The sequence below is a fragment of the Camelimonas sp. FR25 genome (assembly GCF_059740505.1).
Genome location: NZ_JCAWFG010000103.1, coordinates 60,134 through 81,234, shown reverse-complemented (window position 1 = coordinate 81,234; position 21,101 = coordinate 60,134). Strand labels below are relative to the sequence as shown.

General features: G+C 67.1%; 16 protein-coding genes. 8 read left to right on the top strand and 8 right to left on the bottom strand.

Features of this window, described 5'->3' with window-relative positions; genetic code table 11:
* Positions 1 to 1,309: 1,309 nt before the first annotated feature.
* From AC6A67_RS15340 to AC6A67_RS15325, 4 genes are all read right to left on the bottom strand, one after another.
* Positions 1,310 to 2,263: a TorF family putative porin gene (locus AC6A67_RS15340; RefSeq protein ID WP_498037428.1), complete on the bottom strand. Its 954-nt coding sequence runs from the start codon at positions 2,261 to 2,263 to the stop codon at positions 1,310 to 1,312.
* A 331-nt stretch (positions 2,264 to 2,594) separates the two neighbouring features.
* Positions 2,595 to 3,128: a transglycosylase SLT domain-containing protein gene (locus AC6A67_RS15335; RefSeq protein ID WP_498037427.1), complete on the bottom strand. Its 534-nt coding sequence runs from the start codon at positions 3,126 to 3,128 to the stop codon at positions 2,595 to 2,597.
* Between the two features lie 597 nt (positions 3,129 to 3,725).
* On the bottom strand, positions 3,726 to 5,012 hold the full coding sequence (locus tag AC6A67_RS15330; protein WP_498037426.1) for a L,D-transpeptidase family protein: 1,287 nt from the start codon (positions 5,010 to 5,012) through the stop codon (positions 3,726 to 3,728).
* Positions 5,013 to 5,514: 502 nt separating this feature from the next.
* On the bottom strand, positions 5,515 to 6,468 hold the full coding sequence (locus tag AC6A67_RS15325) for an acetyl-CoA carboxylase carboxyltransferase subunit alpha (RefSeq protein WP_498037425.1): 954 nt from the start codon (positions 6,466 to 6,468) through the stop codon (positions 5,515 to 5,517).
* Positions 6,469 to 7,517: 1,049 nt separating this feature from the next.
* Between AC6A67_RS15325 and AC6A67_RS15320 the strand changes: the two genes are divergently transcribed.
* Positions 7,518 to 9,095 carry an acyltransferase family protein gene (locus AC6A67_RS15320; RefSeq protein ID WP_498037424.1) on the top strand — a complete coding sequence of 526 codons (1,578 nt, stop codon included), beginning with the start codon at positions 7,518 to 7,520 and terminating at the stop codon, positions 9,093 to 9,095.
* 39 nt (positions 9,096 to 9,134) lie between these two features.
* Here the strand turns inward: AC6A67_RS15320 and AC6A67_RS15315 are convergent, their stop codons facing one another.
* A complete protein-coding gene (locus AC6A67_RS15315; protein ID WP_498037423.1) occupies positions 9,135 to 9,905 on the bottom strand; it encodes a methyltransferase domain-containing protein in 771 nt (256 codons plus the stop codon).
* A 413-nt stretch (positions 9,906 to 10,318) separates the two neighbouring features.
* Between AC6A67_RS15315 and gloB the strand changes: the two genes are divergently transcribed.
* Positions 10,319 to 11,086, top strand: a complete 768-nt coding sequence (gene gloB / locus AC6A67_RS15310; protein ID WP_498037422.1) for a hydroxyacylglutathione hydrolase — start codon at positions 10,319 to 10,321, stop codon at positions 11,084 to 11,086.
* Between the two features lie 179 nt (positions 11,087 to 11,265).
* Here gloB and AC6A67_RS15305 read toward each other — a convergent pair whose 3' ends face one another.
* Both AC6A67_RS15305 and phbB read right to left on the bottom strand, forming a co-directional pair.
* Positions 11,266 to 11,697: a MaoC family dehydratase gene (locus AC6A67_RS15305; protein ID WP_498037421.1), complete on the bottom strand. Its 432-nt coding sequence runs from the start codon at positions 11,695 to 11,697 to the stop codon at positions 11,266 to 11,268.
* Between the two features lie 224 nt (positions 11,698 to 11,921).
* Entirely contained in the window at positions 11,922 to 12,650 is a 729-nt protein-coding gene (gene phbB, locus AC6A67_RS15300; protein ID WP_498037420.1) for an acetoacetyl-CoA reductase, read from the bottom strand.
* Between the two features lie 680 nt (positions 12,651 to 13,330).
* Here phbB and AC6A67_RS15295 point away from each other — a divergent pair.
* Together AC6A67_RS15295 and AC6A67_RS15290 are read left to right on the top strand one after the other, a co-directional pair.
* On the top strand, positions 13,331 to 13,459 hold the full coding sequence (locus tag AC6A67_RS15295) for a hypothetical protein (protein WP_498037419.1): 129 nt from the start codon (positions 13,331 to 13,333) through the stop codon (positions 13,457 to 13,459).
* Between the two features lie 68 nt (positions 13,460 to 13,527).
* Positions 13,528 to 16,608, top strand: coding sequence for an autotransporter family protein (locus tag AC6A67_RS15290; protein ID WP_498037418.1), 3,081 nt, complete (start codon positions 13,528 to 13,530; stop codon positions 16,606 to 16,608).
* Positions 16,609 to 16,713: 105 nt separating this feature from the next.
* Here the strand turns inward: AC6A67_RS15290 and AC6A67_RS15285 are convergent, their stop codons facing one another.
* The gene (locus tag AC6A67_RS15285; RefSeq protein WP_498037417.1) at positions 16,714 to 17,892 is read right to left on the bottom strand and encodes an acetyl-CoA C-acetyltransferase; all 1,179 of its coding nucleotides are present in this window, start codon (positions 17,890 to 17,892) and stop codon (positions 16,714 to 16,716) included.
* 537 nt (positions 17,893 to 18,429) lie between these two features.
* On the opposite strand from AC6A67_RS15285, the gene rplU reads away from it, so the two are divergent.
* The 4 genes from rplU (at position 18,430) to AC6A67_RS15265 (ending at position 21,078) form a co-directional block, all read left to right on the top strand.
* A complete protein-coding gene (gene rplU, locus AC6A67_RS15280; RefSeq protein ID WP_498037416.1) occupies positions 18,430 to 18,735 on the top strand; it encodes a 50S ribosomal protein L21 in 306 nt (101 codons plus the stop codon).
* Between the two features lie 32 nt (positions 18,736 to 18,767).
* Complete coding sequence (rpmA, locus tag AC6A67_RS15275) at positions 18,768 to 19,049, top strand: 50S ribosomal protein L27 (RefSeq protein ID WP_498037415.1); 282 nt, start codon at positions 18,768 to 18,770, stop codon at positions 19,047 to 19,049.
* Between the two features lie 527 nt (positions 19,050 to 19,576).
* Positions 19,577 to 20,227 (top strand): GNAT family N-acetyltransferase, encoded by a 651-nt coding sequence (locus tag AC6A67_RS15270; RefSeq protein ID WP_498037414.1) that lies wholly within the window; start codon positions 19,577 to 19,579, stop codon positions 20,225 to 20,227.
* 491 nt (positions 20,228 to 20,718) lie between these two features.
* Entirely contained in the window at positions 20,719 to 21,078 is a 360-nt protein-coding gene (locus tag AC6A67_RS15265) for a DUF6481 family protein (protein WP_498037413.1), read from the top strand.
* Positions 21,079 to 21,101: the final 23 nt, after the last annotated feature.

The following is a 21,101-nucleotide window of genomic DNA, read 5'->3' as shown; positions in this document are numbered from 1 at the left end:
TGACGCGGCTTGTGTGGGTGGTTTGATCCATGTCCGACGCAGCTGCCCGCCACAAGGCTCCCCGGACCGCAGGCGAACGCGCACGGCGGACGATTGGCCTGCGCGTGGCTTACCTCCGCGTGCCCCGGCTCCGGCCCTTGCGCGAATGCGCGCCCGCTTCCTGGCGGCGTCATCAGCCAATGTGGCGTCAGCGCGTGGATGCTCGTGACGCGCACGGGCTTGACGGGGGCGTGGCGGCTAACGCGTATGTGCTTGCCCCCTTAGACAGCGTGGCGGACGCCAGGGCCATCGCCTCGCGTCATCGCCCTCCCCAACTCACCGTCATGGTCGGGCTTGACCCGACCATCCACGTCTGCGGCGCGTCCGGCCCGGCGGCAGACAAGACGTGGATGCCCGTGACGCGCACGGGCATGACGGCGGAGAGGCGGCTGACGGGTATGTGCTTGCCACCTTTGACGGCATGGCGGACGCCAGGGACATCACCTCGCGCCATCGCCCTCCCCAACTCACCGTCATGGTTGGGCTTGACCCGACCATCCACGTCTGCGGCGCGTCCGGCCCGGCGGCAGACAAGACGTGGATGCCCGTGACGAGCACGGGCATGACGGCGGAGAGGCGGCTAACGCGTATGTGCTTGCCACCTTTGACGGCATGGCGGACGCCAGGGACATCACCTCACGCCATCGCCCTCCCCAACTCACCGTCATGGTCGGGTTTGACCCGACCATCCACGTCTGCGGCGCATCCGGTCGGGTCACAGGCAAGACGTGGATACCCTTGACGAGCACGGGCATGACGGCGGAGAGGCGGCAAACGGGTGTATGCCTGCCACCTTAGACAGCATGGCGGACGCCAGGGACATCACCTCGCGCCATCGCCCTCCCCATCTCACCGTCATGGTCGGGCTTGACCCGGCCATCCACGTCTGCGGCGCCTCCGGTCGGGTCACAGGCAAGACGTGGATGCCCGTGACGAGCACGGGCATGACGGCGGAGAGGCGGCTAACGGGTATGTGCCTGCCCCCTTAGACGGCATGGCGGACCCCAGGGACATCGCCTCGCGCCATCGCCCTCCCCAACTCACCGTCATGGTCGGGCTTGACCCGACCATCCACGTCTGCGGCGCGTCCGGCCCGGCGACAGGCACGACGTGAATGCCCGTGACGTGCACGGGCATGACGGGGGCGTGACGGCAGCAAAAAAGGGCGACCCTGCTGGGCCGCCCTTGTGTGTTGTCATCTCACCAGTGGCGATCGCTGGTCCCAGCGCTGGCAGGCCGCGCCTCCCGTGGCCTGCCGCGACTGGGTTGCTTAGCGGGCCAGGGCCTGCTGCAGACCCGACAGGGTGAAGTCCAGCGAGACGGTGGCGACGAAAGCCGCGCCGCACCAGTTGGACTTGCCGCCGTTGATGAAGCCAGCCGGGTCGCCGCTGTTCAGGAAGCAATCGGCCTTGCTGAGGTTAGTGTCGACATAGCGCAAGTCGACGGTCAGGTTCTCATAGGTGTAACCGGCGCCGGCGTTCCAGGTGGTGTAGCTCTTCAGCTTGGCGCCGCCGAGACGCTGGGCGACGCGGCCGAGCTGGAAGTAGCCCAGTTCACCCGAGACGTAGAAATTGCCCTTCATGCCGCTCATGAATTCAGCCGGGAAGCTGTACTTGGCGGTGCCGTTGTAATAGGTCGCCGCGGCGCCGAGGCCGAGGAAGTCCCAGGCGTGATAGACGCCAGCGCCCAGGGTCAGGCCCGTGAGCGGCTCGACGCTGATGGTGGCGTGCACTTCGCCGAACTCGGAGTTCTTGGGCGACAGGATGGCCGGGGCGTCGAAGGTGGCGCCGGTCAGAGTGGTGTAGGTGACCGGATTAAAGGGGTCGAGGAAGCGACGCTCGCCCGGATAGCCGTACTGGATGAAGCCGAGGTCGAAGGTGACCGGGCCAAACTTCGGGCGGATACCGACGCCAATGTCGGTCTCGGCGGTGGCGCGGGTCGGCAGGTCAACCTTAGAGGCGAAGCCGTTGACGTAGAAGAAATTGTCGAACATCTGCAGCTCGGCATAGCCCTGGGCGACGCCAAAGCCGTTCGACTGCGAAATGCCGCGGAAGCCGTAGTTCGAGGTGTACTTCACGCCGAAGGCGACGTCGAACAGGGTCGACTTGGCCGGAGCCGGGGCCTCAGCCGGCGCCTTGGTGGACGGCAGGTCGGCGGCGACAGCCTGGCCGACAAATGCAAAGGCGCCAAATGCGGCGGCGCCGAGAGCAGTAAGCTTGCGCATAAAGGTTCTTCCCCCTGGAAATCGAAGATCTCGAAACCACATTCATGCTCTGGAATGAATCCAGGCAATGCGAAGTTTCGGGCGCCACGCCCAGGGATTAGGCAACTGGCGTCATCTTGCTGTCATTCCGGAATCGCAGGCGCAGATAGGGTTTCGGCTGTTGCCAGAAAGCTACAGCCTGGCTGACGCTATGGGCGTCTGACAGCGGCTAACGGCGGCGATTCTGATGTAGCCTCGCGGACATTCACCTAAACGCAGGCAAATCACCCCGTTGTTTGCAGGGCTGCTGACGGAGCGATGCGACGCCGGCTGTAAGCGCCCTGCTCCAGCGCTAACGGGCGATGATCAACGCGGATGTGGAGATGCGCGCGGTGATGGCGCTCATGCGGGCGTCGGCGGCGCGCCAGTTGTAGCGGCTGCGGCGGCCAGCCGCGCGCGTGCCCTTGCCGGCGACACGCACGGCGCCCACCGGCGCGCCGAAGGTCGCCGGCGGCGCCTCTCCCGTCACCTTGTAACCGCGGCTGGCGAGGTGCGATCGCACGCGCAGGCAATAGGCCACCGAGCGATGCGAGAACCGGCTTTCGCCGTGGCCAGCGCGGTATTTCATCACCGTGGTGCAGATATCGCCATTAGCCAGCCGCCAGGCTTCAGACAGATATCTGACGCCATAACGAATATTGACCTCTGGCGCCGCCAGCTCGGTCAGTGTGCCGGCGAACCCAAGCATGCGCGCCGTCGATGGCAGCACCTGCATCAGACCGATCTCGCCGACGCCGCCAATGGCGGCGGGGTTGTAGTTGCTTTCAACGGTGGCGACGGCGTCGGCCAGCTCCGGCGGCATGCCAGCGGCCCGCGCCGCCGCCATCACCTTCTCGCGCAGCGCCCGGCGATCGGGCGCCGCAATGGTGGGCGCCGCAGCGTCGGCTTGAGCGGCCGGCGCGGGTGGACTGCTGGGCGCCGGGGGGGGCTGGGGGGCTTGGGTGGAGACGATAGCCGCGGCCTCAGGCGCGGGCGATGCGGCGTTGGATGCAGTGGCAGGCAAAGCGCCCAGCAGCCACCAGGCGACCGCCAGGCAGGAGGCGGCAGGGGGACTCCAAACGCATGCCTGACGCAGCTGCATGCCGCGTGACGCGTCATGTGCCGCCTCAGCCTTATGCCCATCACGCCGATGCGTCATCCGGGACCTCCGCCATTGGCAGCCCTCGTCTCGCGCCAGCCAAAGCTGTCCGCCAGCAGCGCCAACGCCGCCATACCAGCCGTCGCAAACCCAGCACTGCCTGGCAAACACTGTTAGCGACGTAGCGTCTGGCGCGCATGGCTGCTGCGACCGCGTGCCTCGAGCAGCCTCTGCGGGCTACGGCCTGCGTCCAGACAACGCGCTCAGGCGCAATCTGGTTCAGATCTGCGACCGGCACAGGCCATGGCGACTGGTTGCGATGAACGGCGCGCCAGGCGTCGGGAATCAGCCGCCGCTGGGGCGCACGCCTTCATTGGCGCGGGCGGTGTCCGGGTTGCTGGCCGCCGGGGCCTCCGGCTTGCTGTCCGACGACAGCAGGCCGCCCAGTGACAGGGCCTTGCTGAATAGGCCCGATGAGGGCGCGGGCGCGGCGCCCGAGATGACCGGCTGACCGGTTGCCGCGCCGTCTTGTGGCTGGGCGGCGGGCGCGGCGTCGGCGGTGACCGAACCCGTCGGCAGCGGGTCCGTGTCCGCCTGCTGCGTCGACTGGCCAGGGCGCGGCGTCATGGCCAGCGCGCCACGTGGCGCGTCGGTATCGGGCAGCACCAGTTCCTGCGGCCCGCTGGCCAGGCCTTCCGGCCGGCTGACCTGGCCGCCGTAAGCGGACGGGCGCGACAGGCTCAGCAGCGAACCGCCCTCGCCGCGGAACGACGGGTGCTGGCCGCCATCATGATAAACCAGACGGATCGGCTTCTGCCCGGCGGCGACAAGGTCCGCCACCTTCTGCTCATCGTCAGCGCGCTTGTTCGCCAGCGCCTGGGCGATCGCCGGCGGTTCCTGGCTGGCGCAGCTGGCGACGCGCGAGCCGAAGACGTAGCGCTTGTCGCACAGGCCGACGACCGGGATCTGCTTGGTGACCTCGAAATAATCCGAGCCTTCCTTCAGGTTCTTCCAGAAGGCAATGTTGGGATCATTACGATAGCGCGCCAGATTTTGCGGCGTCATGCGGAACGGATAGGATTGGAACTGGAACGAGCGCTGGCCGCCGACAAAGGCCTCGCGACCGATGGCGTAAATCTCGGCGATCTGCTCATCGGTCATCGAGAAGCAGCCCGATGAGGAGCAGGCGCCGTGCACCATCAGGTGCTTGCCGGTGCGGCCGTGGGCGCGGTCAAAGGCGTTGGGGTAGCCGGTGTCGAACGACAGATAGAAGCTCGAATTCGGGTTCATCTGCGCCGGGGTGACCGTGTAGAAACCTTCGGGCGCCTGGCGGTCGCCCTCGCGGATCTTCGGGCCCAGCTGGCCCGACCAACGGCAGATCGGATAGGTCTTCATCAGGGCATATTCGCCCTTGTTGTTAAGCTTCCAGACCTCGAGTTCGGATTCTTTTTTGAACGAGCGCACCAGGATCGGCGCGCTGGGGCTCATGCCCTTTTCCTGCATCAGGGCGACGGTTTTGGCGGGGATCGGCGCGCGGGCGCGGGCGCTGCTCAGTCCGCCATGATCCTTGCAGGCCGCCAGCGCAAGCGCGGCGACGGCAAAGATGGTGGCGCGGGTGACAAGCTTCAGCATCTTCCCAAATCCACTATGGCCAGCGACCCCAACAGGCGCCTGAACGCATCAGTCTGTAGCCAGGTCGCCTTACCAAGCCCTTACCAGGCGCCGTTGCGGCAAAGCCGCCGTCCCCGTTGCCCCGACGCCGGCTGGTCATGCAGCGCGTCACGAAAGCAAGACGCACGCGCGTTTGCGTGACGAAACGGGCGCCATCGCCCCTCCGGATCCAGCCAGATACGGGGATGAGACACTATGAAGCCGACCTGGGCAACGGGTTTTTGCCACTGGCCGGTTCTGACCGCCCGTGCCATGGCGTGTGCGCCGCGCGCGGTGGTTGCGCCTGCATTATTACAGCACAACCTGAGCGGGACTCTACGGCGCCTGGCGCTGTACAGCCGCCCTTGGTCGCCATCAAGGCACGCCCATTGGACCGCTTTCGCCGATGCAGCAGGGAGCTGGGCCGAAACCATAGGCCAAGCAGCTTCGCCGGAGGCCGGCGTATGGCGCGCCTCCCCGTGGCTCAGACCTTACGGCCGATGGCGAGGAACTTGTCTTCGCGCGCCTTGCGGATGGCGTCCGGGGTCATGCCGGCGAATTCCTGCAGCGCTGCGGCGACCGCATCGCCCGCCGAGCGGATGGCGGCGGCAGGATCGCGATGGGCGCCGCCGAGCGGCTCCGGCACGATGCCGTCGATAATGCCGAACTTCAGCAGGTCCTGGGCGGTGATCTTCATATTGGTCGCCGCATCCTGGGCGCGGGCGGCGTTGCGCCACAAGATCGAGGCCGAGGCCTCTGGCGAGGCCACCGTATAGATGGCGTGCTCCATCATCAGCACCCGGTTGGCGGCGGCGATCGCCACCGCGCCGCCCGAGCCGCCCTCGCCGACCACCAGCGCCACATTGGCGACGCCAAGGCCGAGCGCCTGCTCGGTCGACCGGGCGATGGCCTCGGCCTGGCCACGCTCCTCGGCGCCGATGCCCGGATAGGCACCGGCGGTGTCGACGAAGGAGAGCACGGGGAGGCCAAAGCGGTCGGCCATCTCCATCAGGCGCACTGCCTTGCGGTAGCCTTCAGGGCGGGCCATGCCGAAATTGTGGCGCAGGCGGGTTTCCGTGTTCCAGCCCTTTTCCTGGCCAAGCACACACACCGGCTCGCCGCGAAAGCGGCCAAAGCCGGTGATGATCGCCTCATCCTCACCAAAGGCGCGATCGCCGGCCAGCGGCGTCATGTCGGTGATCAGGGCGTCGCAATAGTCGCGGAAATGCGGACGGGCCGGGTGGCGGGCGACCATGGTCTTCTGCCACGGGGTCAGCGCGCCATACAGATCGGACAGCGCCTTGCTGGCCCGGGCCTGCAGGCGATTGATCTCATCATCCAGCGTTACATCAACGTCGCCACCGGAGACGCCACGCAATTCATCGATCTTGGCCTCGATCTCGGCGACGGGTTTTTCAAAATCGAGATAGCTTCGCATGGTGATGGCAGCCGCATTCGTTGGTGTTGGCGGGCCGGACTGAAACGGTCCTGCAACGCATGGAACACATGTAACTCAGAAGCCGTCCGGCGTGTGACGCCTCGCGGACACCGTCCACCCGCGCCTTATGCGAGCAGCAGGTTGCAACCCTCCTGGGCCAAGCCCGGACGGCGCGACATAGCACAATGTGGTCGCGCCCTGATAGCCCTGCAAGATCGTCCCGCCCCTGGCCCCCACCCGACGTCATGGTCGGACCTGTGCCGACCGGCCATGCATGCGCCGCGTTTGGTCGGGTGACAGGAAGGCGTGGATGCGCGTGACAGGCACGGGCATGACGGCAGGGGTGGTTGACGGCGAGGTAGCGTTGCCTGCTTCGGTGGCATGCCGAACGCCATCGACATGGCCTTGCGCCATCGCCACCAACTGCCGTCATGGTCGGGCTTGACACGACCATCCACGCCTTCGGCGCATCCGCTCGGGTGACAGACAAGTCGTGGATGCCCGTGGCGAGCACGGGCATGACGGCAGGGGGGGTGACGGCGAGGTAGCGTTACCTGCTTCGCTGGCATGCCGAACGCCAGGGCATGAACCAGCGCCATCCCCCCCACCCGCCGTCATGGTCGGGCTTGACACGACCATCCACGTCTTCACCGCGTCCGGTCGGGTCACAGGCGAGACGTGGATGCCCGTGACGAGCACGGGCATGACGGCGGTGGAGCGGCTAGCGGGTACGTGCTTGCCCCCGTTTCACGGCATGGCGAACGCCAGGAACATCACCTCGCGCCATCGCCCTCCTCAACTCACCGTCATGGTCGGGCTTGACCCGACCATCCACGTCTTCGCCGCGTCCGGTCGGGTCACAGGCAAGACGTGGATGCCCGTGACGAGCACGGGCATGACGGCGGTGGAGGTGGTTGGCGAAGCGCGTGTTCAGCGCAAATCCGCCGTGCGTTCACCAGATGTTTATGAGAAGCATTCCAGCAAGGGTGAAAACCTGCGGTGGCGCCGGCGCTCGCCCGCCGCCCAGCCAGGATGGACCGGCGCGCACCTTGACCCAGCACATCGCATCCCGACCCGGCCGCATCGACGCGCTGCAATATTTCCGCGGCGTGGCGGCGCTGACCGTCGTGGTCTACCACGCTGCGCAATACGCCGTGCTCAAGGCAGGCGCTCCCGCCGGCTTCAGCGATGTCTGGGAGCGCTTCGCCGTCTGGGGCGTCGCGGTGTTCTTCGCGCTCTCTGGCTTCCTGATGGCGCGGCTCGCGCCGCGCACGCCGCCCGGGCGCTTCCTGTTGCACCGGCTGGCGCGGATTTATCCGATCTATCTGCTGATCATCGCGCTGTATTGTCTGCTGTCGCCGCTGCTGGCGGGCTATTTCCATACGCCGCGCCTGCTGTCGCTGACCCTGGTCCCCGTGGGGCCCACCGCCTGGAGCCTTGGCTCGGTGGAATGGACCCTGGTGTTTGAGGTCACCTTCTACGTCTTTGTGTTTCTGGTGGTCTGGGCGCGCTGCGCCCGCTTTATCCCGGCGCTAGCCGCTGTATGGCTGGCGCTGATCGGCGCGCGCATGTGGCTGTGGCCAGAGTTTGAGGCGTCGCTGACCCCGGATATCCTGCGCCTGCCGCTGGCCAGCGCCAATATCGCCTTCGCCTGCGGCATGCTGGTCCCGTGGCTGACCGGGCGGTTGCGCGTCCCCGCCCTGTTGGCGCTGGCGCCGGCGCCGGCGTTCTTCGCCTGGGATTTTGTGGGATTGCAGGACTATCGCGCCATCGCCGGACTGTGCTCCGCCCTGGCCATCGCCGCGACCATCGGCCCGCAATCCAGCAGCGTCACCGCAGCGCGGGAGGCGCCCGCAGGTTTCGTGCGCCCGGCGCTGGCCTGGCTGCGCAGGCTCGGGCTCACCCTTGGCGACGCCAGCTACGCCATCTACCTCGCCCATATTCCGCTGATCATCGCCGTCTATCACTGGACGCCCGAGGCCACGCCCTGGCCGCTGGCCTGGGCGCTGGCCATGGCGCTGGCGGTGCTGGTCGGCGTGCTGCTTGGGCGGGTTGATCTCGCCCTCTACGCCCGCCTGCGCGCCCGCATCGACGCGCAGGGCGAGACGCAGTTGCTGCGCCTGGCGACCATCTATTGCCTCCTCTTCGCCGCGTTAGCTGGCTGGGGCGCTGTGCGCGAAGTGATGGACATGCGCCTGCGCCACACGGCGGCGCAGGTGGTGGCGCTGGTCGCCCCGGCCGCAGCGACCGACGATCCCCGAGCACTGAACGCCCGCCTGCACTCAGCTGGCGCTGGCTTCGCCACACCTGCGGGCGTGGTGGAGGCGGTGCAGCGCATGCCCGACGGCAAGCTGGCGATCAGCGGCTGGACGGTTGATCTCACGGCCCCCGATCGCGCCACCCTCATGACGGCGCTGTGTGACGGCGTCGCCGCCGGTAGCGGCCCGCGCCAGCGCCTGCGGCCAGCAGCGGCGACGGCGACGCAACGCCCGGATCTGGCCCGGACACGACTTGGCTTTACGCTTTTGGCCAAGGGCGAGGTCTGCCGGCCCGGCGCGCGGCTGGCGATTGTCGCCGCCGATGATCGCGGTCGCGGCTACGTGGTCGACGTGGCGCCGGCGCCCTGAGTCCTACCGGCGCAGCTCAGGCCCCGCCGCCCTGCAACGTCAGCGCATGTCCTGACGGCCAGACGGGGCCGCCTTGCGTGACAGCGCGCCCCCGGCCTCGGGGGCCAGCACCGGATTGAAGCGCACCACCCGCTGGTGGCGTGTCACCGCAATCGGTCGGTGCAATTGCTTGCTCGCCTCCACCACATGGACGCCGGCGAAGGGCAGACCGAGGCCGCCGCACAGTTTCTCCCAGCCGGTGGCTGAGCGCAGCAGCAGCCGGTCGCGGAATGGCGGCATATATAATGCGTCTAGCCAGTGCTCGGGCGAAAACAGGCTCTGGCGCAGGAGATTGCGCAATTGGGTGCGGCTCCACGGCTGGCCATGGCCGAATGGGGTGGCGTCGCTGCGCGCCCAGGCGCCTCGGCGGTTGGGCGCGACCAGCAGCAACCGCCCCCCTGGGCTGAGCACCCGCCAGACCTCGGACAATACGTCCTGCGACGAATCTGCATGCTCGAGGCAGTGGGCCAATAGCACTCGGTCATAGGCGGCGTCGGGCAGCGGCAGCATGCCGGCGTCGACCAGCGCCGAGGCGCTGGCGCCGCTGGCTGGCCAGTTCACCACGCCCTGGGCGGCGGGCATGAAGGCGGCGACGCGCTCAGCCCCGGCGCTGACCAGCGGCAAATAGGGCGTGGCGTAGCCGATGCCCAGCACACGCAAGCCGCGCGTTGACGTCCACAGCGACGCCACCGCCTTGCCGATGATCTGGCTGGCGGCGCGGCCAGTGGCCGTGGCGTAGAACGCGCGCAGGTCGACGACGTCGATGGCCATATTGCTCCTTGTTATCGCGCCGCTTGCGGCGACCGGTTCAGACAGACTGCCCGGCGCAGGCCCGCTCCGTGCTGCGCGCGGGCGAATTGTTGACGGCGACGCCTGATCAGGTCACCTGCCGCACGATCCGGCCTACGCCTCTCTACACCCGCCGACTGCGCCGCAGAACCGCATCCCAGACCTGGGCGCCGTCGACAGCCAGACAGGATCGTAGCCACTGGTCAGTTTGATCGGATCACGCTTCAGGGCAAGATGCGACAGAAGTGAATCGGGCGCACGCCCTGAGGATGTCATGTGCTGTTGCTTCACGGCGTCGCCGGGGAGTTGCAATGCAGGACGCGCCCCCGATCGAAACCACCCGGTCGCGCCGCGGCTGACCCGCGTTCAGGCCTATTGACCAGTGAGATAACCGCATGCCAGCCGAATTCCACGTCTTCCCCTGCCTGTCCGACAATATTGGCGTCCTGATGCGCGACACCGAGACAGGCGCCTGCGCCGCCATCGACGCGCCAGAGGTGGAGCCGATTCTCGCCGCCCTCGACAAGACCGGCTGGACGCTGACCGACATCCTGGTCACCCACAAGCACCCGGACCATGTGGCTGGCGTCGCGCCGCTGAAAGAGCGCTTCGGCGCCCGGGTGGTCGCGCCGGTGCGCGAGGCCGAGTTCGTGCCCGAGGCGGACGTTTATGTGAACCAGGGCGATACGGTGATGGTCGGCGCCCTCGCTGGCCAGGTGCTGTTCACGCCTGGCCACACCGCAGGCCACATCTCGTATTATTTCCCCAGCGCCCACGCCCTGTTCGCCGGCGACACCATGTTCGCGCTGGGCTGCGGCCGTCTGCTTGAAGGCACGCCGGAGGACATGTGGCGCTCGCTGCAGAAGCTCGCGGCGCTGCCAGACGACACCCAGGTGTTCTGCGGCCACGAATACACCCTGTCGAACGCCCGCTTCGCCCTCGCGGTCGATCCGGACAACGCCGCGCTGAAGCTGCGCGCCGCCGTGGTTGAAGGCCAGCGCGCCGACAACCAGCTGACGGTGCCGTCGTTGCTGCGCGATGAAAAGGCCACCAACCCCTTCCTGCGCGCCGACCAGCCGGCCCTGGCCGCCTCGGTCAATCTCGACGCCAGCGACCCGGTGGCGGTGTTCGCCGCCCTGCGCGAGTGGAAAAACAACTTCTGATAGCGCCTGGCGCCATCGCCCCACCCCACTTACCGTCATGGTCGGGCGCCCCCGACCATCCACGTCTTCGGCAGCTACAGCGCAAGCGTCAGCAGAGTCGTGGATGCCCGTGACAGGCACGGGCATGACGGCGGTGGGGCGCTGAGGGCCAGAGGGTTCAATATCCCTGCGGCCACGCCTCAGTCGAAATAGCCGAACATGGTCATCTTGCCGGTCAGCGTCAGCTGGCCAGTGTCTTCATCGGTCACGCTGCCATCCAGCTTGATAATCTGGCCGCGGCTGGTCGGCTCTATCGCCGTCACCACCCATTCAAAGCGCAGGCGGTGGTTGGCCATGCAGGGCGCCTTGAACTGGACGAAATAATCCGCCCCGACATAGCCGCGCGGCGCCCCTGGCGTCTCCAGCTTTGGCCAGCCCTTGCTCACCATGCCGGCGAGCAGCGCCGAGGTGTGGGCGCCGCTGGCGAACAGCCCGCCGAAGCGCGTTGTCCGGGCAAATTCCTCATCGTGATGCACCGGATTGTGGTCGCCGACCATGGTCGCCCCGGCACGGATGTCGTCCGCCGTCAGCGTCAGCCAGTTCTGGTTCTTCAAGCCCACCGAAAATGCCATGTCCCAGGTCCGTTTCCCCGGCCTGCTTGCCGCAGGCGCCGCTCTGGCGCCCGCATCACGCGGCGGGCGATCGCCAGCGGGGTTAGACCAGCGCTGGCGCGAAGGGAAGCCTTGCGGCCCCGGGTACACGGCCATGACTGGCGCAGCGCAACAAAAAAGGCGGCTACGGGAGCCGCCTTCGTCATATGCGCCGTGTCGACGCCTCACGGTCCGGTCAAACGCCGTCAGCCATTGCCGATATATTGCCCGCCATTCATCGTATGCACGGCGCCGGTGAAGAAGCCGGCGCGGTCGGAGGCAAGGAACACCACCAGATCAGCCACCTCATCGGCCTTGCCGAGGCGTCCAGTGGGGATGGTGGCGATGATCTTCTTCAGCGCCTCTTCCGGCACCGCCGCCACCATATCGGTGTCGATATAGCCAGGGCAGATGCAATTGACGGTGACGCCCTTGGCGGCGTTTTCCTGCGCCAGCGCCTTGGTGAAGCCGATGACGCCGGCCTTGGCGGCGGAATAATTGGCCTGGCCCATCTGGCCCTTCTGACCGTTGATCGACGAGATGTTGATGACGCGGCCGAAGCCCCGCTCACGCATGCCCTCGATCACCGGACGGGTCATGGTGAACATGGAATCGAGATTGGTGTTCATCACCGCGCGCCACTGCTCCAGCGTCATGCGATGGAACATGCCGTCACGGGTAATGCCGGCGTTGTTGACCAGCACATCCACCGGGCCGAGCTCTGCAGCGACGCGCGCCAGCCCCTCGGCGCAGGCGGCCTCGTCGCCCACGTCCCATTTATAGACGCTGATGCCGGTCTCCGCGCGAAATGCCGCCGCCGCCTCGTCGTTTCCTGCGTATACGGCGGCGACCTTGTAACCTGCCGCAGCAAGAGCCTGCGAGATGGCCGCGCCAATACCACGCGTACCGCCCGTAACAACAGCAACCCGGGACATAAATCTTCTCCACGTGAGCATGTCCGACCGGCATCACACCGCGTCAGTACAGAACATGCGCATCACAACAACCATACGGACGTGGCGCGCACGCCGGCGACACCGCAGCGCCCGACGCCGATATCTGGACATCGGCCGGTTCGGGGGGTGATACGACGACGGCAGCGTGGGCAATACTGGCTGAAAGTCGAAGGGCGGGCGGAAATACGTCTTAGGAGGAAAGTCTAAGCACGACCCCATAGCGACAGATCGGATTGGCTGGACGACTACCCCGCAAGCGTATGGCGCTGGCCACGGCGGCTATTCGGTCGCACAGGCGTGATGCCGGCTGGGGTCTGGCCTGGGGCATGCCCGCCGCCGCGCGCGATTGTCTCCGCCGGGCGCTCGCCGCCCCAAGGCCCCACCGCTCCAGGGCGCCACCGCTCAACGACGGCACATGCCCTAAAGGCAACCTACGTCTCCGCAGCAGCGCAATTGTGCGACGCCGTGATGTCAGATGTAAAACGAAACCGCAGAGCTTATGCCTGGTGTGTTAATAATAATCGTCACAAGCGCCTATCCAGCGAAAGGGGTAGAGGGCCGGAGATGTCGATGAGTCCCAAAAGGCGCAACAGCGGCCCAATTCGGTAGCATGTCGGTCCGTATTGCCCGGATCAGCCGACCGATCATCATCGCTATTGTTGTTCGACACCGCCAACGCCAGCGGATACCTGGCGTTGCGCATTGATGAACACCAGGCGCTGGCGCTTTCGGCTGACAACAATCTGCAACGCAGCCATTCCCCGCCACATCTGTCGCACGCGCAATGATCTTGCGTGCGTTGCCGCGCCTGCTCCCTGACCGCGCCATGAGCGGTGCAGGACGGCTGGAGAACTTGATGTCGGCGTTCAGGCGTTTGTTGACTTCCACCACCGCGCTGGGACTGATTTCCGTGTCCGCCTCAGTACACGTCCTCACGACGAGCCCGGCGCTCGCCGCCTGCGTTCTGTCCGGGGCGACCACCACCTGCACATCCGCCGCGCCCAACCCGTGGACGGAGACCATCGGCACGGGCCGCGACCCGGCCAATGACAATCAGACCGTGATCATCGAGAGCGGCGCCACCGTCAGCACTGCCGACGCCAACGCCATCTCTTTGCATGACGGCGCGACGATCACCGTGCGCGACGGCGGCACGGTGACCAACCAGACGGTGTGGGATGGCCCTGGCGGCCTGTACAACACCGGCCTCAACACCATCGAGGTCAACAGCAATTCCACTATCGTCATCGAGCGCGGCGGCTCGGTGATCAAGACCGGCGACCAGATGAACGCCGAAGCCATCAATGTGCACGGCTCGGGCAATCGCATCACCAATTACGGCCTGGTCAGCGCCGAATGGAGCGCCGCTCTGTGGTTTCAGGACGAAACCACCGGCGTCGCCAATGTGGTCGACAATTATGGCGTCATCACCCGCGTCGAAGGCGGCGCCCTGATCGGCACGGGCAGCTTCAGCCCCGACACCGGCATCGTCATGATCAACCGGCCCGATGCGCTGCTGCATGGCGATCTCACCTTCGGTTACGGCGATGATCAGCTGCATATCTGGGCCGGATCGACCATCGACGGCGCCATCGATGGCGGCGACGGTCGCAATCGGGTGTTCCTTAATGGCGATGCGGGCACGACTGACCAGCTGGCGGGCCATCTGCCGAATTTCCAGGAGCTGATCAAGGAAGGCGCCGGCCAGTGGACCATCACCGGCCCGCTCGCCGGCTATGAGACCACGACGGTGCGCGCTGGCGTGCTGACGCTGACCGGCGACAACAGCAATTATCTGGGCGAGACCCTTGTCGAAAGCGCCGGCGTGCTCGAAGGCCGGGCGCAGAACCTGCCGGTGCGCGCCGACGCCGCCGCCAATGTCGCCAATATCCGCAACGACGGCGTGGTGCGCTTCACCCAGCCCGGCGGCGATGACGCGACCTACGCTGGCCAGATCATCGGCGCAGGCGCGGTGGAGAAAACCGGCGACGGCGTGGTGACGCTCGCGCCCCAGGCTGGCGCAAATACATTTTCCGGCGGGCTGTTGATCCGCCAGGGCATGATCGCCGCCAGCGCCGACGCCGTGCTCGGCGCGCCGGACGGCGCCATCACCCTCGACGGCGGCGCCCTGCGCTTCGCCGACAGCTTCACCCTCGCCCCGACCCGCGCCGTCTCGGTCACCGCCAATAATGGCGGCGTCGACGTGGCGGCGGGCGTCACCGGCGTCATCACCCAGGGCGTCACCGGCGCTGGCGGCCTTAGCAAAGCCGGCGACGGCGCGCTGCTGCTCACCGGCGTGAGCAGCTACAGCGGCCCGACCAGCGTCGCGGCTGGCGTGCTGGCGGTGGGCGACGCAGCCCATCGCGGCGCCGTCATCGGCCCCGGCCAGGTGAGCATCGCCCCGGGCGCGACGCTCGGCGGCTATGGCGCTGTCACCGGCGATGTGGCCAACCAGGGCGTCCTCGCGGTGGCCAACGCCATGGCGGCGTTCTCCGACGGCCCAGGCGGCAATTTCACCGTGGGCGGCCAGCTGGTCAACGCCGGCCTCGTGCAGATCGGCGGCGGCGGCCAGGTGGGCAACACCCTCACCGTCGGCAGCTACCACGGCGCTGGCGGCGCCATCGCGCTCAACACTTATCTGGGCGGCGATGGCTCGCCGTCCGACCGGCTGATCATTAATGGCGGCGGCGCCACCGGGTCCACACCGCTGCTGATCACCAACATCGGCGGCCCCGGCGCCGCGACGCCGGGCAATGGCATCCAGGTGGTCAGCGCCATTAATGGCGCAACCACCGCCGCCAACGCCTTCAACACGCCGCAGCCACTGCTCGTCGGCCCCTATCGCTACACGCTGCACCGCGGGACGCGCGACGCCTCCGACCCGGAATCCTGGTATCTGCGCACCGATGACGACGCCTCGCGCGGCGGCGGCGGCACGCCAGGGGCGCCGGCCTATCGGCGAGAGACGGCGCTCTATGCTGCGCTGCCGTCGATGGCGCTGCTCTACGGCCAGACGATGCTGGGCACCCTGCATGAGCGCGTTGGCGAGCAGGAATTGCAGCGCGGCTTCTCCGCAGCGGCGGGCGGCTCGCCGATCGCCAACGCCGTGTGGGGCCGGGTGATCGGCAGCCATGGCCGTGTCTCAGGCGACAGGAGCTATGCTGGCGGCCCCGGCTTCGCCTGGGATTTTTATGCCTTCCAGATCGGCATGGACCTGTATCGCAAGCAGCACGCCGACGGCAGCCGTGATCACCTCGGCTTCTACATTGGCGCTGGCCGCGCCGATGGCGACGTCAAGCATTATGCAGGCGGTCGCGCCGGCGACATGCGCTTCGACGCTTATACCGTCGGCGCTTATTGGACCCATTACGGCGCCACGGGCTGGTATGTGGACGCCGTCGCCCAGGGCACCAGGTATAACGCCAAGGCCGCCTCTGGCCGGGTCGCAACCTTCAATACCGATGGCTTTGGCGCGGCGTTCTCGCTGGAAGGCGGCTACCCGATCCAGCTTGGCGATGGCTGGGTGCTGGAGCCGCAGGCCCAGATCATCCTGCAGAAGATCAACCTCGACAGCGGCCATGATGATGCGGCTTTCGTCAAATTCACCCGCGTGAATTCGGTCGCCGCCCGCATCGGCGCGAGGCTGTCGCGCTCGTGGATCATCGAGAGCAGCAATGGCCCGATCGGCATGAACGCCTGGGTGCGCGCCAATCTGTGGAATGAATTCGCCGGCACGCCGCGCGCCAATTTTTCCAGCGACCTCGGCTACACCCCATTCCGCTCCGACATGAAGGGGGCCTGGGCCGACATCAGCGCCGGCGTCACCGCCCAGTTCAACGCCAACGCCGCGCTCTATGCCTCGGCCAGCTACCAGACCAGCTTCGACGGTCGCCGTCATGGCTGGAGCGGCAAGGCCGGCCTGCGCATCACCTGGTGAGAGGTGCGTCGGCGGCCTTCGCCAATGGTCTTCATCGCAGCGTTAAAAAGGACGGGCGTCGCGAACATCGCGACGCCCGTCGGCGTAGGTCGGCTAAGCCGCGACTCAGCGTTCGACGGTGAGCGCCACGCCCATGCCGCCGCCGATGCACAGGGTGGCGAGGCCCTTGCGGGCGTCGCGACGCCGCATCTCATGCAGCAGCGTGGTCAGCACCCGGGCGCCGGAGGCGCCGATGGGGTGGCCGATGGCGATGGCCCCGCCATTGACATTGACGATGGCCGGGTCCCAGCCCATGTCGCGATTGACGGCAATGGCCTGGGCGGCGAAGGCCTCATTGGCTTCGACGAGATCGAGGTCCTGCACCTTCCAGCCCGCCTTCTTCAGCGCCTTGCGCGCCGCCGGAATCGGTCCCGAGCCCATGATCTCCGGCGCGACGCCGGCCGTCGACCAGGAGGCGATGCGCGCCAGCGGCGTAAGGCCGCGCCGCGCCGCCTCATCGGCCCCCATCAGCACCAGCGCCGCCGCGCCGTCATTGATGCCCGAGGCGTTGCCAGCGGTGACCGTGCCATCCTTGACGAAGGCCGGGCGCAGCTTCGCCATGACCTCGAGCGTCGCGCCGTCGCGGATATATTCATCCGTGTCGATGGTGACGTCGCCCTTGCGGCCCGGCACGGTGACGGCGGCGATCTCATCGGCGAAGCGGCCCGCGTTCTTTGCAGCCTCCGCCTTGTTCTGCGAGGCCACGGCGAAGGCGTCCTGCTCATCGCGCGAGATCTGCCACTGGCGCGCCACGTTCTCTGCCGTATTGCCCATGTGATAGCCATGGAAAGCGTCCCACAGACCGTCGCGGATCATGGTGTCGATGAAGCTGGCGTCGCCCATCTTCGTGGCTGCGCGCAGATGATGGGCGTGCGGCGACAGCGACATGGATTCCTGGCCGCCGGCCACGATCACCTTCGCGTCGCCATTGGCGATCTGCTGCATGCCAAGCGCGACGGCGCGCAGGCCCGAGCCGCAGACCTGATTGAGCCCCCAGGCGCTGGCCTCCACCGGCACGCCGGCCTTCATCGCCGCCTGCCGCGCCGGGTTCTGCCCCTGGGCGGCGGTGAGCACCTGGCCGAGAATCACCTCATCCACCGCGCCGGCCTCGACGCCAGCGCGCTCCAGCGCTGCGCGGATAGCCACGGCGCCAAGCTCGTGGGCGGGCATGGCGGCGAACGCGCCTGAGAACGACCCCACTGGCGTGCGGGCGGCGCTGACGATGACGACGTCGTTTGCTGACATGATGCTGTCCTTCGGAATATCTGGCGCGCCAGTGCGGCGGGCGAAACACGGTGGGGCAAGAACGCTGGAACAGGAAAGCTGGCTCAAGTGCGCTGCAGCAGGCGCGCCCGGGAGCCGCCTCCCCTTACGGCTGGAGATGAGATGGCGCGGGTGTTGCCCGCCTGAACATGGCCGCAGCCTACTGCGGCGCGGCGCAGCTGCGGTATTGGCCAAAAGGCGGCCCCGCAGTTTCGTGCGCACTCCAGCGCGCAGATGATCCCCGTGGCGATTGATACCCTTGGCGACTGACCCCATTGGCGACCCGCCTTCCAGCGGCGCCATCGCCGGAAACCGCTGATCGATCATTGACATTTCGGGCCGCGCCGGACTATGTAGCCGCTTCCGCGCAGGATCTCCTGCCTGCGGACCCTTTGCGTCTGCCGTTATATCAGCGGCTTTCGCGTCATAGCACCGGAAACGGGCTGCCAAAAAGCCGGCCAGCTGTCGGACGCTCCCTGCGTCAGGCGTCAAGGTCGGGGTAGAACACGGGAACAAACGATGTTCGCAGTCATCAAAGCCGGCGGCAAGCAGTATCGCGTCGCCGCCGAAGACAAGATTTCGATCGCCCTGCAGGCTGGTGAGCCTGGCGACGCCCTGAAGTTTGACGTGCTGCTGGTCGGCGAAGGCGAGACCTTCAAGGCCGGCGCCGACGCCGCCAAGGCTTCGGTTGACGCCGTGATCGTCAGCCACGGCCGTGGCGACAAGGTCATCGCGTTCAAGAAGCGTCGTCGCCAGAACTCGAAGCGCAAGCGCGGTCACCGCCAGGACTTCACCCTGGTTCGCATCACCGGCATCAACGGCTAAGACCGGCCCCCGGCAAATAAAGGAGACATAAAATGGCTCATAAAAAAGCAGGCGGCTCGTCCCGTAACGGTCGCGACTCAGACGGTCGCCGTCTTGGCGTAAAGAAGTTCGGCGGCGAGGCAGTCGTGGCCGGCAACATCATCGTGCGTCAGCGCGGCACCAAGGTCCATCCGGGCGCCAATGTCGGCATCGGCAAGGATCACACCCTGTTCGCCCTCACCGACGGCGCAGTGCGCTTCGGCATCCGTCTCGGCCGCTCGGTCGTATCGGTTGTACCGGCGAATGACGCAGCGTCGAAAGCGGCGGCTGAGTAACGGCGAAGGCTTATGACACAAGCTTCCGCCGGCGTCCCTGACCCTGGCGGAACCAAGCTTGCACGTCATGTCTGCAAGGTTCCGGAAAAGGGGAGATGGGGCGCCATCTCCCCTTTTTTGTTTTTCCGGCATGGAAGTTGCTTCCTGCACATGGCGCGTCGCCATCAGGCGTAACAGGCTGATGGGTTCCGACGTGTTCTGACCACGGACATCAGCAGCCGACGCCGACCCATCAGGGGCGGTGACGGCTCTGGCCTTCGGCGAAGACCTGGTCTTCGCCGCATCCTTTGCGGGGCGAAAAGACAAGCAGTCACAGCAGTGTCGCAACTCTGGGACATGCATGCGCCAGTTTTCAGGCGAATGCGGTGAACCAGATGAGACCATGGCGCGTTTCCGGACAGTCCAGACGTCCGGACCACCTCTCTCACGACGCCGTGAATCGCTTCGTTCTTCCCTTCCGCAGCGGATGCAGGCCCACTGATCCTGGGCGCAGGAGCGATTCGCCAGTTCCAATCGGAGCGGAGCCAATGTTTACCCGCGAGACCATCGACGACGGTTTCTCTTTGACCACCGACAGGCTGTGCCTGCGCTGGCCACGCCTTGCCGACGCCAGCGCCATTGAGCATCTGGCCGGCGACCGGGCGGTGGCGGAGATGACCGCGCTGATCCCGCATCCCTATCCGCAAGGCGGCGCCGACCAGTTCATCTTTGCCTCCCGCCTCGCCAACGCACGCGGCGATGGCCTGACCCTGGCGATCTGCGAGAAGAAGCGGCCACGCGAGCTGATCGGCGTCGTCGCCGTGCAGCCGCCGGCGCTCTCGGCGCGCGACGACGTCGACCACGCTTTCCTCGGCTTCTGGCTCGGCGCCGAATATTGGGGCCGCGGCTACGCCACCGAGGCGGCGGGCGCCGTGCTCGAGCTGTTCTTCGCCGAGACTGGCGCCACAGAAATTGGCGCCGAAGCGCTGACCCATAACGCCGCCTCGCTGCGCGTTCTGGGCAAGCTCGGCTTCGACGTGCAGGGCACCGGGCTGTCGCCGTTCCCGGCGCGGGGCGGCATGCTGCCGGTGGTGCGCCTGCGGCGCGCGCGCGCGGCCCAGGCAGCTGAGGCAACGCCTGTATGGTCAGCGGCCAATGATCACGCCGAGCTAACGCCGCTGGCGATCGCCGCTGAATAATCCGCTCCAGCACGTCGGTTGGCGAGGCTGGTTGCGCTGTGACCAGTTTGGCCACCCTCCCCGCCTCCCGTTCCGCGCCAGCTGACGCGAAGCGGGAGGAAGTGCGGGCGCGGCTCCGCCCCACGCGGCCCCTCCTCACTTTCGCCGCCTTGTCGGCCATAATGTCCAGCCTACGGCATGGGGCATTGGCGTTGTCCGATGGGGCGGCGGCCATGCCACGTGCTCACGGCCTGATAGCTTGCAGCGCTTGCCGTCGCGCCTGGTCCGGGAAACGTGCCAGCAGATGTGGCGACCGTCCTGACCAGCTGCCCTGGCCCGCATGCACCCCTGCCTTGCGCCTGCCCCAGGCGCGCGTCGCTGCGCAATTGCCGGACATGTGCTCTGGCAAATGTGCGTGGATGGGGGCGCCGCTCTTGTCTTGGGGCCAAATCTGTTCGATCAGATGCTGTTGTCTGATTGCTCGTGGCTATCGCCCACACAAAGGAACTGTTTTGCGTACGATCCCAAACGCCGCCTTCACCGACCGCCGCAACGCCGCCCGCGAAGCGACCCAGGGGCGGCTCGAAGCCTATCGCCAGAAGCGCGAGGCCGCCCAGGCCAGCCTTGACGCCCGCGCCGCCGAGCGCAAGGCCGCGGCTGAAGAGCGTGAAGCGCGCCGCGCCGAACGCGAGGCGGCCCGCGCCGCCGAGAAGCAGCGGCTTGAAACTGCCGCCGCTGAGCAGAAGGCCGCGCAGGAAGCTGAGGCAGCCCGCGCCGCCGCAGAGGCCGCCGAGAACGCCGCCGCCGAGGCCGCAGCAGCCAAGGCCCGCCGCGACCAGCGTTACGCCGAGCGCAAGGCTCGCCAGCGCTAACAGGCCCAACCATCAGGCGGCCA